The organism is Streptomyces sp. Tu 3180, from assembly GCF_009852415.1.
GTDB lineage: Bacteria > Actinomycetota > Actinomycetes > Streptomycetales > Streptomycetaceae > Streptomyces.
Genome location: NZ_WOXS01000002.1, coordinates 7097737 through 7111735, shown reverse-complemented (window position 1 = coordinate 7111735; position 13999 = coordinate 7097737). Strand labels below are relative to the sequence as shown.

Below are 13999 nucleotides of genomic sequence, written 5' to 3'. Positions count from 1 at the left end.
TATATCAGCGGCGGAGAGCTCAGGGGAAGACCCGGCGGCCGCGCGGCGGCCTGCTTCTACAATCACCGGCACCGGCCCCTCGCCCGAAGGAAGTCCATGACCAGCGTCGAAGAACCGGCACGGCCCGGCGAGCGCATCCGTGACGCCGCCCGCACCAGGGCCGAGATCCTCGACGTGGCGACCCAGGAGTTCGCCCGGGCCGGCTTCGACGGGGCCCGCGTCGACGAGATCGCCGCCCGCACCCGCACCACGAAGCGGATGATCTACTACTACTTCGGCAGCAAGGAGCAGTTGTTCACGGCCGTCCTCGAGCGTGCGTACGGCGTGATCCGCGAGGCCGAGCAGCAGCTGGACGTCGACCACCTGGACCCGGTGGCCGCCATCCGGCGGCTGGCCGAGCTGACCTTCGACCACCACGAGCGGCACCCCGACTTCATCCGCCTGGTGAGCATCGAGAACATCCACGGCGCCGAGCACATCGCGGCCTCGGAGGAACTGGCCCGCATGGGGTCGCCCGCGCTGGCCGTGATCCGCCGGATCCTGACCGCCGGGCAGGAGTCGGGCCTGTTCACGGCGGACGTCGACGCCGTCGACCTGCACGCGATGATCAGCGCTTTCTGCTTCTTCCGGGTGTCCAACCGGCACACCTTCGGCGCGCTGTTCGGCCGCGACCTCGTGGCCCCGGCCCAGCGCGAGCACTACCGGGCGATGCTGGGCGACATGGTGATCGCCTACCTGACGGCCGAGCGGTCGGCGGACTGACTTCGCACGACGCGACCCCTTGACACCGCGAACGGTCGGGCGCAGCATCCCTACCCAGCCGCGACTAACTACCCAGTGGGTTAATTAGCGCACCGGCACTTCTCCCCTCCGCTCGCCCTCCACGTACCGTGGAGCCCCCTCGAAGGAGCACGCCGTGTCCGTCCCCGCCCCGCCCCGCGACGCCTCCCCGCCCGGACAGCCGAAGAAGGCCGCGACGGCCGCCTGGATCGGCAGCGCACTGGAGTACTACGACTTCTTCATCTACGGCAGCGCGGCCGCGCTGATCTTCCCCGAGGTCTTCTTCGACGAGTCCGACCCGGCGACGGCGACCCTGCTGTCGCTGGCCACCTTCGGGGTGGCGTACGCGGCCCGGCCGCTCGGCGCGCTCTTCCTCGGCCACATCGGCGACCGGCTCGGCCGCAAGAAGATCATGGTCTTCACGCTGATGCTGATGGGCCTGTCGACGTTCCTCATCGGCTGTCTGCCCACCCGCGACCAGGTCGGCACGCTCGCCCCGGTCCTGCTGGTGCTGTGCCGCGTGCTGCAGGGCGTCTCGGCGGCCGGCGAACAGGCCAGCGCGAACTCGATGACCCTGGAACACGCGCCGCCCCACCGGCGCGGCTTCTTCACCAGCTTCACCCTCAGCGGCACCCAGGGCGGGCAGCTGCTGGCCACCCTGGTCTTCATCCCGGTGGCCGCGCTGCCCGAGGAGCACCTGCTGTCCTGGGGCTGGCGGGTGCCGTTCTGGCTGAGCGTCGCGGTCGCCGTGGTGGGCTACGTCATCCGCCGCAAGCTCGACGAGACGCCGGCCTTCGCACAGCAGACCGCGACCGAGGGGGTCGTGAAGCTGCCGCTGGTGGTCCTGGTGCGCGAGCACTGGGCGGACGTCCTGCGGGTGGTCGCCGGTGCGCTGATCGCGTCCGTCAGCACGATCTTCACCGTGTGGGCGCTGGCCTACGCGACCAGTGACACCGTCGGCATGTCGCGCTCGTCGATGCTGTGGGTGGGCGCGCTGGCCAACGTCGTCGCGCTGGCCGCGATCCCGCTGTGGGCCGCGCTCTCCGACCGTGTCGGGCGGCGCCCGGTCTTCCTGATCGGCGCGGTCGGCAGCGCGGTGACGATGTTCCTCTACCTGTGGGCGATCTCCACCGGCAACTACGCGCTGACCCTGCTCCTCGGCGTCCTCGCCTTCGGTGTCGTCTACAGCGCGGCGAACGGTGTGTGGCCGTCCTTCTACGGCGAGATGTTCCCGACCCGGGTCCGGCTCTCGGGAGTGGCGATCGGCACCCAGATCGGCTTCGCGGTGGCCGGCTTCGCCGTCACCTTCGCCGCACGGATCGCCGGCCCGGACGGCGACGACTGGTCCGCGGTGGCCCTGTTCACGGCGGCCCTGTGCGTCCCGCCGGTGATCGCCGCGCTCTCGGCCCGCGAGACCCACCGGGTCCCGGCCGAGCGGCTCGGCACGCGCGCGGTGCGGGAGGACGCCGCGCAGCCGGAGAAGGTGACGGCCTGACCCGTGTGCGCCCCGCCCCGGAGGCCGTGCCGCCTCCGGGGCCCCGGCCCGCCGCCCCGCCCGTCCGCCGCGCCGGACCTACGACCCGCCGCGCCGCGGGATCCCGTACACCCGCTCCACCCGCAGCCGCAGCACCAGCCGCCGGTCGCGGACCATCGCGGCGCGGTAGTCGTCCCAGTCGGGGTGCTCGCCGTTGACGTCGCGGTACAGCCGGACGAGTTCCTCCACCGTCTGGTCGTACGGCTCCTCGGCGACCGCCGTAAGCTCGGCAGTGCCCTCGGCGACCGCGTAGGCCCACCGGTCGGAGGTGGTGACGTGATAGGACACCCGCGGGTCCCGCCGGGCGTTGCGGGTCTTGGCCCGGCCGTCCGTGACCGAGACCCGGACGACCCGCTCGTCCGGGTCGTACGCGTGGTTGACGTTCGACAGCTGGGGCCGCCCGTCGCGCTTCAGCGTGACGAGCACTCCGCTGTTCCCCTCGGAGAGCAGCGAGAGCAGTGCGTTCTGCTCGGCGTCCTGAGTCATACCCCGGTCAACGGCCCGCGCGGCCCCGGCGTTCCCGCCGGCGCCCGGCGGGGTATGCCGGACTCACCTCGATGATCGGGAGCGGAGGAGAAGGATGGCACTGCTGCGGCAAGAGGTCGGCCCGGAGGAGGCCGGGCTGGACGCCGGCGCGCTGGAGCGCCTGGACCGGCATTTCGCGCGCCGGGTCGACGAGGGGCGGCTGCCCGGCTTCCTCGTGGCCGTCGCGCGGGGCGGACGCGTCGCGCACCTGACGGCGTACGGGGCGCGGGACGTCGCGGCCGGGCTGCCGGTGGAGAGCGACACGCTGTGGCGGATCTACTCCATGACCAAGCCGGTGACGTCCGTGGGCGCGCTGACGCTGGTGGAGGAGGACCGGCTGTCACTGGACGACCCGGTCGGGCGCCATCTGCCGGCCTTCGCCGAGCCCCGGGTGTACGAGGGCGGTTCCGGTGACGACGTGCTGACCCGGCCGGCCGACGGGCCCCTGCTCGTGCGGCACCTGATGACCCACACCGCCGGGCTGACGTTCGGCTTCTACCACGCCCACCCCGTCGACGCGCTGTACCGGGCGGCCGGGCTGGAGTCGTCGGTGGTGCCGGGGGCCTCCCTCGCCGAGACCGTCGACCTGTACGCGCGTCTTCCGCTGCAGTTCGACCCGGGGACGCAGTGGAACTACTCGGTGGCCTCCAACGTGCTGGGGCGGATCATCGAGGTGGTGTCCGGGCAGCCGCTGGACGCCTTCCTCGCCGAGCGGGTCTTCCGGCCGCTGGGGATGACGGACGCCGGGTTCGAGGTCGCCGACGAGCAGGCGGGGCGGCTCGCGGAGATGTACGGGGAGGCGGAGGGCGGGGGCATCGAGCCCATCGCCGGGCTGCCGCTGCGGGGCCGGCCGCGGTTCCTGTCCGGCAGCGGGGGGATGGTGGCCTCCGCCCACGACATGCACCGGTTCACGGAGATGCTGCGCCGGCGCGGCGAGCTCGACGGGGTGCGGCTGCTCACCCCCGGGACCGTGGACCTGATGACCCGCAACCACCTCCCCGGCGGCGCCGATCTGCGCGCCTTCGGCAGCCGCCCCGCGCACGACGATCCCGGCAACGACGGCGTCGGCTTCGGGCTCGGCGTCTCCGTCGTCGTCGACCCGTCCCGCACCCAGACCCCGTCCGGCCCCGGCACGTACGGCTGGAGCGGAGTGGCCACCACCACCTTCTGGGTCGACCCGGGCCGCGACCTGACCGTGCAGTTCTACACGCAGGTGCGGCCCAGGTCCTCCAACCCGGTGTTCCGGGAACTGAGGCGGCTGGTGCACGACGCCGTGGCCGGCTGAACGCGGACGCGGCTCACGGCGCCGGTCACGACCAGTGCGCCACCGCGTCGAGGTGGGGCAGGTGGTGGTCGAGGCGTTCCCGCTTGGTGCGCAGGTAGGTGATGTTGTTCTCGCACGGCGGTATCAGCAGCGGCACCTGCTCGGCGACCTGGACGCCGTGCCGGACCAGCGCCTCCCGTTTGCGCGGGTTGTTGGACATCAGCCGCACCGACCGCACGCCCAGGTCCTGGAGCATCCCGGCGGCGACGGCGTAGTCGCGGGCGTCCACCGGCAGGCCGAGGGCGAGGTTCGCCTCGACGGTGTCCAGGCCCTCCGCCTGGAGGGCCATCGCCCGCAGCTTGGCGAGCAGGCCGATGCCGCGGCCCTCGTGCCCCCTCAAGTAGACGACCACGCCCGCCCCTTCGGCGACGACCGCGCGCAGCGCCGACGCCAGCTGGTCGCCGCACTCGCAGTGCCGGGAACCGAAGGCGTCGCCCGTCAGGCACTCCGAGTGCAGCCGGGTGAGGACACCGTCCGTGCCGATGTCGCCGTACACCAGGGCCACTTGCTCGTCACCGCGGTCGTGGTCCAGGTAGCCGACCGCCTGGAATTTCCCGTACACGGTGGGCAGCGGCGCATTCACGACGCGTTCCACACCGGTCCGCTGCGGGGACTTCTTGCCGAGTACGCCTACTTTTTCTGTCATGATTCTCGAGTTCCTCAGCTCTGAGCAGAGACGAAAGGCCGTGACGATATGGGTGGTTCGCAAAAACGGTCGGCGGCGCACGGCCCGGGGTACGGTCTGTTGCCGGCGGACACCACGGAGGATGTACGGACGCGGGGCGCCGGAGTCTCACGGCAGGTCGCGGTTCTTCCCGTCGGGAGTTTCGAGCAGCACGGTCCCTTCCTGCCGCTGGCGACCGACACGCTGGTCGCCTGTGCCGTCGCGCGGGAGATCGCCGACGCGTACCCGGTGCACCTCCTCCCTCCGGTGACGGTCTCCTGCTCGCACGAGCACGCGGCCTGGCCGGGGACCGTCTCCCTCTCCTCCGTGACCCTCCACGCGGTGATACGGGACATCGCCGACTCGCTGCGCCGGTCGGGCGTGGACGCCCTGGTGCTGGTCAACGGGCACGGCGGGAACTACGTACTCGGCAACGTCGTCCAGGAGTCCTCCGCGCGCGGCGAGCGGATGGCGCTCTTCCCGGCCCCGGAGGACTGGGAGACGGCGCGGCGACGGGCCGGTGTCGCCACCTCGTTGCTCACCGACATGCACGCGGGGGAAATCGAGACCTCCATCCTTCTGCACACTCATCCCGAATTGCTCCGGCCCGGTTATGAGACCTCCGATTCCGTCGCGGACGACCGGCGTCATCTGCTCACCCTGGGCATGTCCGCCTATACCGATTCCGGTGTCATCGGCCGTCCCTCACTGGGTTCGGCGGAAAAGGGCGAGGAACTGCTGGCGAGCCTGACGGATTCCTTCGGCGCGTATTTCTCCCTGCTGACCTCGGAGGGCGCTGCGGCGGGTACGTCCGGCGCGACGGGCGCGGCGGACCGCGGGTAGGCGCCCTCCCGCGCGCCGGGTGACGCGGTGGTCCGGGACCCGGCGCGCAGCCCCGCGTACCAGCGGGCGACGAGCACGGCGACCCCGGGCAGGCTCGCCACGAGGCTGAGCACCCCGTAGACCACCGCGACGGCCAGGCCCCGGCCGGCGCCGAGCCCGGCGGCGCCGAACGCCCAGGCGGTGACGCCCTCCCGGGGGCCCCAGCCGCCGACGTTCAGCGGCAGCCCCATGGCGAGCAGCGCCAGCACGGCGAGCGGCAGCAGCTCGGTCACGGAGGCCCCGGCCCCGACGACACGGGCGGCGAGCACGAACATCGCGACGTAGCCGGCCAGCACGACGAGGGAGGAGACGAGGACCCCGGGCGCGTTGCGCCGGGACAGCAGTCCCTCGCGCGCCTCGGCGAGCGCCCCGCGCAACGCCCGCCGCCGGCGCGACGGCGTCCGGTTCATGCGCAGGGCGAGCGCGACGGCGCAGGCGCCCAGCGCGGCGAGACCGGCGAGCGGGGCGGCGTGCCGGACCTCGTCCCGTACCGGGGACGGCGCGGTCAGCAGCACCACGGTCCCGGCCGCGCACAGCGCGAGCTGCCCGGCGGTCCGCTCCAGGACCACCGCCCGCACCCCGCGCCCCAGGTCACCGGTGCTCCGCCCGTGCCGCACCGCCCGGTGGACGTCGCCGAGGACGCCTCCGGGCAGGGCCGCGTTGAGGAACAGGGCCCGGTAGTAGTCGGCGACGGCCGGTCCGAGCGGCAGCCGGATCCTCAGGCCCCGGGCCACCAGCGCCCAGCGCCAGGCGCTGAAGACCGTGGTCACCAGTCCGATCCCGAGCGCCGCGAGCAGCGTCGGCCCGTCGATGCGGCGCAGTCCGTCCAGGAAGGCGCCGGTGCCCAGACGCCACAGCAGGACCACGAGGACGGCGGCACCGGCGAGGGTGCACAGGCGGGTGCGCACGGTGCGGGTGGTGAGACGGGCGAGGAACCCGCGGGACGCGGCCGCGCCCCGTGCGGCCGGTACGGGCGCCCCCACCACGGGGACCCGGGCCGTCCGCGCGCTCACGCGGCCCCGTCCACCGGCCGGCACAGGGCGAGCAGGTCGCCGTGGTGGACGACGACCCGCAACTCCCCCGCCGCACACGCCGACAGACGCTCGGTCAGGTAGCGCTCGGCGCGCTCCGCCAGTTCGGGCCGTTCCTCGACCGCCGCGCCGACCCAGCCCCGCAGCCACTGCTCGGTCAGCGCGGCCTGCCCGGGACCGAGCCGCCAGGGACTGGGGCTCAGCCGCACCGTCGCGCCGTGCTCGCCGAACACCTCCGCCGCCACCGTGACCGCGTCCGGTCCGAGCAGGCCGCCCCGGCGCTGGTGGGCGTTGAACGCCTCGGTGATCTCCCGGTCCATCGGGTGCGGCGCGGTCAGTTCGACGCGCCCGGTGACGGACAGCGTGAGCAGGGCCGGGCAGCCGGCTCCGGCGCAGGCGGCGGCGAGGGCCTCGACCTCCTCGCGGGTGAGGACGTCGAGCAGCGCGGACGCCGTCACCAGGGAGGCGCCGGCCAGCGCGTCCGGGGTGAGCCGGGCGACGTCGCCGCGCCGGGTCTCGACGGTGACGCGGCTGCCGTCGGCGGCGGAGCGCGGGGAGGCGGCGGCGGCGAAGTGCAGCAGGTAGGGGTCGCGGTCGTGCAGGATCCAGTGCTGGGCGCCGTCCAGGTGGGGCGCGAGCCAGCGGCCCATCGAGCCGGTGCCGCAGCCGATGTCGTGGACGACGAGTCCGCCGCCCCGCCGCGGCAGGTCGGCGAGCCGGACGCGCAGCGGGTCGAGCAGGTCGTGCGCGCGGGCGTCGGCATCGGCGGGCTCGCGCAGCTGGAGCCACTCGGGCGCGTACCGGGGCGGTTCCCCGGCCCCGTCGCCGTCACCTTCGCCGTCACTGGTCCCGTCACCGGTCCCGCGCAGGCGCAGGGTGGCCCGCTCCCCGGGGCGGGGCGCGGGGCCGGCGCCGGGGATGACGGAGGGCCGGGCGGTGCTCGTGGACTCCCCGGTGTTCCCTCGCCGGCCGGCCGCGGCCTCCGCGACGTCCCGGGGGCCGGGCGGGGCCGGGATCGCGCCGCCGTGCCGAGTGGTGGTCGCCGGTTCGGTCATGCCGCCCTCCGGGGTTCGGTCGGGAGCCGGCGCAGTACCGCCGCCAGGCTCTGCGCGGTGCTCGCCCAGCCGCCGAGCGCGGCACGCCGGCCGCGGGCGGCGGCCTTCAGCCGGCGCCGCACGTCGGCCTCGCCGAACCAGCCGCGCAGTTCGGCGGCGATGGCCGCGGGGTCCTCCGGCGGGACGAGGATGCCGGGCACCGAGCCGTCGGGCGCCCGGCCGACCGCCTCGGGCAGCCCGCCGACGTCGGTGGCCAGCACCGGGATGCCGCGCGCCAGCGCCTCGGTGACCGCCATGCCGTACGTCTCCGCGTACGACGTGAGGACCATCAGGTCGGCGGCGGCGTAGGCGGCGTCGAGTGCGGCGCCGGACCGCGGTCCGGTCAGTTCGAGCCGGTCCTCGAGGCCGTGCTCACGGATCAGGGACCGCAGACGGGCGACGTAGTCGGGGTCCTGGGTGATCCCGCCGACGAGCGCGCAGCTCCACGGCAGGTCGGCCACCGCCGCCAGCGCCTCCACCAGCCGGTGCTGTCCCTTGCGCGGCGTCACGGCGGCCACGCACAGAAGACGTGAGACGCCGTCGGTGCCGGGCGCCAGGGGCGCGATGTCGGCGCCGGGGGCGGCGACGTGGACGCGGTCGGGGGCGAGGCCGTGGTGGGAGACGAGGCGGCGCACCGCCCAGTCGCTGGTGGCGATCACGGCGGGCACCGCGCGCAGCACCGCGCGCTCGCGGGCGTCCAGGTCGGCGGCGACGGCCGGGTCGAGCCCGGTCTCGTCGCCGAGCGGGAGGTGGACGAGGACGGCCGTCCGCAGCCGCTGCGCCTCGGGGACGACGATCTCGGGAACCCCGCAGGCGACCAGCCCGTCGAGCAGGACGACGGCGCCGTCCGGCAGTTCGCGCAGGGTGCGGGCGAGCGCCGTGCGGGCGGCGGCGCCGGGCCGGGGCCAGTCACCGGCCACGGCGTGCCGGTCGACCTGCCAGCCGAAGCCGGGCAGGTCCAGGCACGCCCGCCGGTCGTAGGCGTTGCCGCCGCTCGGCGCGGCCGGGTCGTCGACACCGCCCGGCATCACGAAGTGCACCGTGCGCAGGGACATGGGGATGATCCCGTCGTTCCTCGGGAAGGACGCCTGCCGGGGGACGTAGTCCAGGCGTGCGGCCCCGGCCCGGTCGATGGTCGTGTCGGTCACAGCGCACGCTCGTAACTCGCCCAGGCGATGTGCGACTCGTGCAGCGTGACGGCGATGTGGGCGATGCCCTTGGCGCCCTCGCCCAGCGCCCCCTTGTGGACGCGTTCGGCGAGGCGGTCGGCGATGACCTTGGCCAGGTACTCCGTGGAGGTGTTGACCCCCGAGAAGTCGGGTTCGTTGTCGAGGTTGCGGTAGTTCAGCTCGCCGACGACGGCCCCGAGTTCCCGTGTGGCCAGCCCTATGTCGACGACGATGTTGTCCTCGTCCAGCTGTTCGCGCCGGAACGTGGCGTCCACGAGGAACGTGGCCCCGTGCAGGCGCTGGGCCGGTCCGAAGACCTCGCCGCGGAAGCTGTGGGCGATCATGATGTGATCGCGGACGGTGATGCTGAACAACGGACGACCCTCCAGGTGCGGCGCGTCTGCTCCCCGGCCGATCTCCGCCGGGGATGCCGTGTAGTACGGCCGGCCGCCTTCCCGCGTTCAGTCCTCGCTCCGCCTTTTCTCAGGTCAGGCGCGCCTGTTTTCCCGCGGCACCGTCATGCGGTGTCGTAGCGCACGCGGTGGCACAGCGCCGGGATCTCGCCGGAGGCGAGCCGGGGCATGACGTCGGGCAGTTCGTCGAAGGCGGACTCACCGGTGACGAGGGCGTCGAACGCGGGGTCGGCGAGCAGGTCGAGGGCGAGGGCGAGCCGGTCGGCGTAGCTGCGGTTCGCGCGGGCCGGGGAGACGGTGCCGACCTGGCTGCCGCGGACGGTCAGCCGCCGGGAGTGGAAGGCCTCACCCAGCGGGAGGCTCACCTTGCGGTCGCCGTACCAGCTCAGTTCGACGACCGTGCCCTCGGCACGGAGCAGTTCGAGCGCCCGGCCCAGCCCCTGCTCGGTGGCGCTGGCGTGGACGACCAGGTCGCAGTCGCCGAGGGCGTCCCCGGGGAGGGCGAAGCCGGCGCCGAGCGCCTCGGCGGTCCTCGCCCGCGCCGGGTCGGCGTCGACGAGCTGGACGCGTACGCCGGGGAAGCGCGCCAGCAGCGCGGCCACCGAGCAGCCGACCATGCCGCCGCCGACCACGGCGATCCGGTCGCCGACCAGCGGTGCCGCGTCCCACAGGGCGTTGACGGCGGTCTCCACGGTGCCGGCCAGCACGGCCCGTCCGGCGGGCACCCCGTCGGGCACGGGCGTGACGGCGCCCGCCGGGACGACGTAGCGGGTCTGATGCGGGTAGAGGCAGAAGACCGTCCGGCCGGTGAGCTCCTCGGGTCCCTCCTCCACCACCCCCACGTTGAGGTAGCCGTACTTCACGGGCCCCGGGAAGTCGCCCTCCTGGAACGGCGCCCGCATGGCCGCGTACTGGCTCTCCGGCACCCCGCCGCGGAAGACGAGCGTCTCCGTGCCGCGGCTCACCCCGGAGCACAGCGAGCGCACCAGCACCTCCCCCTCGCCGGCAGCCGGCAGGGCGACCTCGCGGATCTCCCCCCGCCCGGGCGAGTCGAGCCAGAACGCACGGGCGGTGCGATTCATCGAAGTCCTCCTGAACGGTCGGGAAGCGGCCCGCGTACCGAGTGGTGCACAGGCCGCGCACAAGGTAGCGGCGCTGATCGACTCTGTCACACGGCCGGAGGATGCTCGGTGGCCCTGAACAACAGTCACGACGCGAGGCTCGTACAGCAGGAGACCGCCGTGGGGGCGGGCGTGCAGATCCTGTTGCTGGCCCTGATCGGTACGGCGGTCGGCATGGGCCCGGCGGGCTGGCTGACCGGCCTCGCGTTCGCCGCCGCCACCTGGGCGGTGCTCTCCCGGGCCCTGCACCGGTCCCGGCCGCGCTCCTTCGGCGCGGCCAACCGGGTCACCCTCGGCCGGGCCACCCTGGTCGGCGGGGTGACCGCGCTGGTCGCCGACTCCTTCCAGGACTCGCCGCCCGTCTCCCTCCTCGTCGGCCTGACCGCCGTGGCACTGGTCCTCGACGGCGTGGACGGGAAGGTGGCGCGCAGGACCGGTACGTCGACCCCGCTGGGCGCCCGCTTCGACATGGAGGTGGACGCCTTCCTGATCCTGGTGCTGAGCGTGTACGTGTCGACGGCGCTGGGGCCGTGGGTGCTGCTGATCGGCTCGATGCGGTACGTCTTCGTCGCGGCGGCGCGCGTGTGGCCCTGGCTGACGGCGCCGCTCCCGCCGAGCACGGCCCGCAAGACGGTGGCCGCGCTGCAGGGGGTGCTGTTGCTGCTGGCGGGCGCGGACCTGCTGCCGCACGGGGCCAACGTCGGTGTGGTGGCGCTGGCGCTGGGGCTGCTGGTGTGGTCGTTCGGACGCGACGTGCTGTGGCTGTGGCGGACGTCGCGGGTGCGGGTGCCGGCTCCCGCCGCCGAGGTGCGGGAACTGGTCGCCGGGTGACACGGGGCGAGGCGCGGGGCGGGTGGGAGGCGATGCGCGGGGCGGGGTGAGCGGGGCGCGAGGTGCTCACGGGCGCCTCCCCGGGAGCAGCACCGCCGCCACCGCGGCCGGCACCAGCCACGGCACCGCCGGCGGCAGCCCCGCGTGCAGCAGCGCCCCGGTCGCCGAGCTGCCGAGCTGCCGAGCAGGACGATCAGGCCGGGGACCGAGGACAGCGCCCCGGTGCAGAGGCCGGGCCGGCCCTCCTGGGCGAGGTCGGGCACCCAGGCGCGGGCCACGGGCACGACGAGCATCTGGCCGGGGGTGAGCAGGACGACGCATCCGGCCGCGGGCACCACTCCGGCGGCCCCCGACCACCCGGCGGGACGCGCCGCCGCCACGACGGCGGAACCGGCCGCGGCCAGCAGCAGCCCGGCCGCCACTGCAGCTACGCACTTGCAATCCATACGCATCAACCCTTCCGAGTCGATCGGGCGGATGAAGATCAGCCGACACGGGCGGAGGAGTTTGACACCTCCCTATGCCGCACCCTAGAACCTACTCACATGACATTCATTTTCAAAAAGGAGGGGTGCCGGTGAGAATCGCCTTCGTCGGCAAGGGCGGCAGCGGCAAGACGACCCTGTCCGCCCTGTTCGCCCGCCACCTGGCGCGCGACGGCGCTCCGGTCCTCGCCGTCGACGGGGACATCAACCAGCACCTGGCGCAGGCGCTCGCCCCCGGTGAGGACACCCCCGCGACGCCCCCTCCCCTGGGCCCCCGTCTGCACGACATCAAGTCCTTTCTGCGCGGCACCAACCCCCGCATCGCCTCTCCCGAGTCCATGATCAAGACCACTCCGCCCGGCCGCGGTTCACGCCTGCTGCGCCTCCTCGGCGACGACGAACTGCACACGCGGCACGTCTCCCGGGCCGGCGGGGTCCCGCTGATGGTCACCGGCGAGTTCGAGGAGAGCGACCTGGGAGTGGCCTGCTACCACTCCAAGCTGGGCGCGGTGGAGCTGTACCTGGGCCATCTGGTCGACGGCCCCGGCGAATACGTGGTGGTCGACATGACCGCGGGCGCCGACGCCTTCGCCTCCGGCCTGTTCACCCGCTTCGACATGACCTTCCTGGTGGCCGAACCCACCCGCAAGGGCGTGTCGGTCTACCGCCAGTACCGTGACCACGCACGCGAGTTCGGCATCCGCATCGCGGTCGTCGGCAACAAGGTGACGGGCGAGGACGACCTGCTCTTCCTCAAGGAACAGGTGGGGGACGACCTGCTGACCCACCTGGTGCACTCGGACTGGGTGCGCGCGGCGGAGCAGGGCCGGTCCGAACCGGACGGCCTGGACTCCCTGGAGCCGCAGAACCGGCACGCGCTGAACCTCCTGCGCGAGGCCGTCGACGCCCACCCCAGGGACTGGGACCGCCTGCACCGCCACGCCGTCGAGTTCCACCTGCGCAACGCCCGCGCGTGGGCGGACGAGCGCACGGGCGAGGACCTGGCGGCCCAGGTGGACCCGGACTTCGTGCCGGGCCCGGCGGCACTGTCCTGACGCATCACCTCCTCATCGACCCCCACCCCCCCCAAAAAGAACGGACCCCTTCATGTCCCTCGACGTCTCCCCGAAGCTCCTCACCGAGGCCGAGCACGGCGACATCCGCGAGGAGGACTTCGTGGACACCGTCCGCACGTCCCTGCCGTACGCCTACGACCTGATCGCCTCCCTCGCCGCCGAACTGCGGGACGGCGACGCCGACTTCACCGACAACCGGACTCCTCCGCCCTCGGAGGGGGAACGGGGGCAGCTGCTGCGCGCCCTCGCCAGCGACGCGATCCGCGGCAGTCTGGAGCGCCACTTCGGCGTGGCCCTGGCCTTCCAGAACTGCCACCGGGTGGCGGCGTTCCGTCCGGAGGCGAGGGGTGGAAAGACGCACGGGCGGTTCACCTCGGTGCGGGCACAGGTGCTGAACCAGTCACCGGAGTTCAGGGACTGCTGACCCCCCGGCGACCACCGGCGGCCCCGCCACCCCGCCGCGTCGCCCCCGCCTCGTCACCCCACCGGCTACTCGACGCCCGCCGCGTCGAGCAGCCGGGCCACGTCCTTGCGCCCGTAACCGAGCAGGCGGGCCCGGTGGGCCGCCGTCAGCACCAGGTGCGCGACGGTCTGCGCCGCGTACCCGTTCTTGTCGTCGGCGTCGAACCACTCCCCCGGCTTCTCGACACCCAGGCCGTTCATCACCAGCCCGTGCTCGCGGCGGACCTCCGCGACGGTGCCGGCGACCGCGTCCAGGAGGGTCCTCCCCGGGCGCTCGCACTCCAGGGCGAAGCACCCCCGGTCGACCGGCACGCACCCCTCCGGCGGACGCGCCCGCAGCCCCGCGTACCGCTCGTCCCCGAACCCGGCGGCCCGGAACTCGTCGTGCACCAGCGAGAACCGGTGGAAGCCGGGCGGCACCGGAGGCGGTGGCGGCGTGTACTCCCACCCCGCGTCCTCGTACAGCAGCCTCTTCACCTCCTCTTCGTCGGTGTGCGTCACCGTGAACCCGGTGACGTCGTTGCGGCCGGTCGTCGTGCCGTCGGGGTTGCGGTGGAAAAGCAGGCTCATGACGCGCTCCGTCGTCCGTGTTCGCAGTGAAACGGGAT

14 protein-coding genes and 2 pseudogenes are annotated in these 13999 nt (G+C 73.8%); 7 read left to right on the top strand and 9 right to left on the bottom strand.

Features of this window, described 5'->3' with window-relative positions; all coding sequences use genetic code 11:
* Positions 1-96 precede the first annotated feature (96 nt).
* On the top strand, positions 97-762 hold the full coding sequence (locus GL259_RS32445) for a TetR family transcriptional regulator (RefSeq protein WP_159536828.1): 666 nt from the start codon (positions 97-99) through the stop codon (positions 760-762).
* A 154-nt stretch (positions 763-916) separates the two neighbouring features.
* Positions 917-2275, top strand: a complete 1359-nt coding sequence (locus GL259_RS32440; RefSeq protein ID WP_159536827.1) for an MFS transporter — start codon at positions 917-919, stop codon at positions 2273-2275.
* 78 nt (positions 2276-2353) lie between these two features.
* On the opposite strand, the gene GL259_RS32435 is transcribed toward GL259_RS32440, so the two are convergent.
* Positions 2354-2800: a PPOX class F420-dependent oxidoreductase gene (locus tag GL259_RS32435; RefSeq protein ID WP_159536826.1), complete on the bottom strand. Its 447-nt coding sequence runs from the start codon at positions 2798-2800 to the stop codon at positions 2354-2356.
* Positions 2801-2894: 94 nt separating this feature from the next.
* Here GL259_RS32435 and GL259_RS32430 point away from each other — a divergent pair, with 94 nt between their 5' ends.
* Positions 2895-4124 carry a serine hydrolase domain-containing protein gene (locus GL259_RS32430; RefSeq protein WP_159536825.1) on the top strand — a complete coding sequence of 410 codons (1230 nt, stop codon included), beginning with the start codon at positions 2895-2897 and terminating at the stop codon, positions 4122-4124.
* Between the two features lie 25 nt (positions 4125-4149).
* On the opposite strand, the gene ribA is transcribed toward GL259_RS32430, so the two are convergent.
* Positions 4150-4809, bottom strand: a complete 660-nt coding sequence (gene ribA / locus GL259_RS32425; protein ID WP_159536824.1) for a GTP cyclohydrolase II — start codon at positions 4807-4809, stop codon at positions 4150-4152.
* A gap of 48 nt (positions 4810-4857) precedes the next feature.
* Here ribA and GL259_RS32420 point away from each other — a divergent pair, with 48 nt between their 5' ends.
* Entirely contained in the window at positions 4858-5670 is an 813-nt protein-coding gene (locus tag GL259_RS32420) for a creatininase family protein (protein ID WP_159536823.1), read from the top strand.
* 143 nt (positions 5671-5813) lie between these two features.
* Here the strand turns inward: GL259_RS32420 and GL259_RS39575 are convergent.
* The 5 genes and pseudogenes from GL259_RS39575 to GL259_RS32395 all read right to left on the bottom strand — a co-directional run.
* Positions 5814-6575, bottom strand: a pseudogene (locus GL259_RS39575) (lysylphosphatidylglycerol synthase transmembrane domain-containing protein); the annotation flags it as partial.
* Positions 6576-6718: 143 nt separating this feature from the next.
* Entirely contained in the window at positions 6719-7795 is a 1077-nt protein-coding gene (locus GL259_RS32410; protein WP_159536821.1) for a methyltransferase domain-containing protein, read from the bottom strand.
* Positions 7792-8982 carry a glycosyltransferase family 4 protein gene (locus GL259_RS32405; RefSeq protein ID WP_159536820.1) on the bottom strand — a complete coding sequence of 397 codons (1191 nt, stop codon included), beginning with the start codon at positions 8980-8982 and terminating at the stop codon, positions 7792-7794. Before GL259_RS32405 ends, GL259_RS32410 begins: the two co-directional genes overlap by 4 nt.
* A complete protein-coding gene (locus GL259_RS32400) occupies positions 8979-9377 on the bottom strand; it encodes a 6-carboxytetrahydropterin synthase (RefSeq protein ID WP_159536819.1) in 399 nt (132 codons plus the stop codon). Before GL259_RS32400 ends, GL259_RS32405 begins: the two co-directional genes overlap by 4 nt.
* Positions 9378-9520: 143 nt before the next feature.
* Positions 9521-10498 carry a zinc-binding alcohol dehydrogenase gene (locus tag GL259_RS32395; RefSeq protein WP_159536818.1) on the bottom strand — a complete coding sequence of 326 codons (978 nt, stop codon included), beginning with the start codon at positions 10496-10498 and terminating at the stop codon, positions 9521-9523.
* 108 nt (positions 10499-10606) lie between these two features.
* Between GL259_RS32395 and GL259_RS32390 the strand changes: the two genes are divergently transcribed.
* Positions 10607-11368, top strand: coding sequence for a CDP-alcohol phosphatidyltransferase family protein (locus tag GL259_RS32390; protein ID WP_159536817.1), 762 nt, complete (start codon positions 10607-10609; stop codon positions 11366-11368).
* A 66-nt stretch (positions 11369-11434) separates the two neighbouring features.
* On the opposite strand, the pseudogene GL259_RS39080 reads toward GL259_RS32390, so the two are convergent.
* Positions 11435-11793, bottom strand: a pseudogene (locus tag GL259_RS39080) (MFS transporter); the annotation flags it as partial.
* 152 nt (positions 11794-11945) lie between these two features.
* On the opposite strand from GL259_RS39080, the gene GL259_RS32385 reads away from it, so the two are divergent.
* Positions 11946-12908, top strand: a complete 963-nt coding sequence (locus GL259_RS32385; RefSeq protein WP_159536816.1) for an ATP-binding protein — start codon at positions 11946-11948, stop codon at positions 12906-12908.
* 52 nt (positions 12909-12960) lie between these two features.
* Positions 12961-13353: an SCO5389 family protein gene (locus tag GL259_RS32380; protein ID WP_159536815.1), complete on the top strand. Its 393-nt coding sequence runs from the start codon at positions 12961-12963 to the stop codon at positions 13351-13353.
* Between the two features lie 65 nt (positions 13354-13418).
* On the opposite strand, the gene GL259_RS32375 is transcribed toward GL259_RS32380, so the two are convergent.
* Positions 13419-13961 carry a hypothetical protein gene (locus GL259_RS32375; RefSeq protein WP_159536814.1) on the bottom strand — a complete coding sequence of 181 codons (543 nt, stop codon included), beginning with the start codon at positions 13959-13961 and terminating at the stop codon, positions 13419-13421.
* Positions 13962-13999 lie beyond the last annotated feature (38 nt).

Excerpts from the sequence above, each read along its gene's own strand:
- GL259_RS32430 (WP_159536825.1), top strand. The coding sequence starts at position 2,895 with ATGGCACTGCTGCGGCAAGAGGTCGGCCCGGAGGAGGCCGGGCTGGAC.
- GL259_RS32420 (WP_159536823.1), top strand. The coding sequence starts at position 4,858 with ATGGGTGGTTCGCAAAAACGGTCGGCGGCGCACGGCCCGGGGTACGGT.
- ribA (WP_159536824.1), bottom strand. The coding sequence starts at position 4,809 with ATGACAGAAAAAGTAGGCGTACTCGGCAAGAAGTCCCCGCAGCGGACC.
- GL259_RS32375 (WP_159536814.1), bottom strand. The coding sequence starts at position 13,961 with ATGAGCCTGCTTTTCCACCGCAACCCCGACGGCACGACGACCGGCCGC.
- GL259_RS32395 (WP_159536818.1), bottom strand. The coding sequence starts at position 10,498 with ATGAATCGCACCGCCCGTGCGTTCTGGCTCGACTCGCCCGGGCGGGGG.
- GL259_RS32445 (WP_159536828.1), top strand. The coding sequence starts at position 97 with ATGACCAGCGTCGAAGAACCGGCACGGCCCGGCGAGCGCATCCGTGAC.
- GL259_RS32435 (WP_159536826.1), bottom strand. The coding sequence starts at position 2,800 with ATGACTCAGGACGCCGAGCAGAACGCACTGCTCTCGCTGCTCTCCGAG.
- GL259_RS32380 (WP_159536815.1), top strand. The coding sequence starts at position 12,961 with ATGTCCCTCGACGTCTCCCCGAAGCTCCTCACCGAGGCCGAGCACGGC.
- GL259_RS32410 (WP_159536821.1), bottom strand. The coding sequence starts at position 7,795 with ATGACCGAACCGGCGACCACCACTCGGCACGGCGGCGCGATCCCGGCC.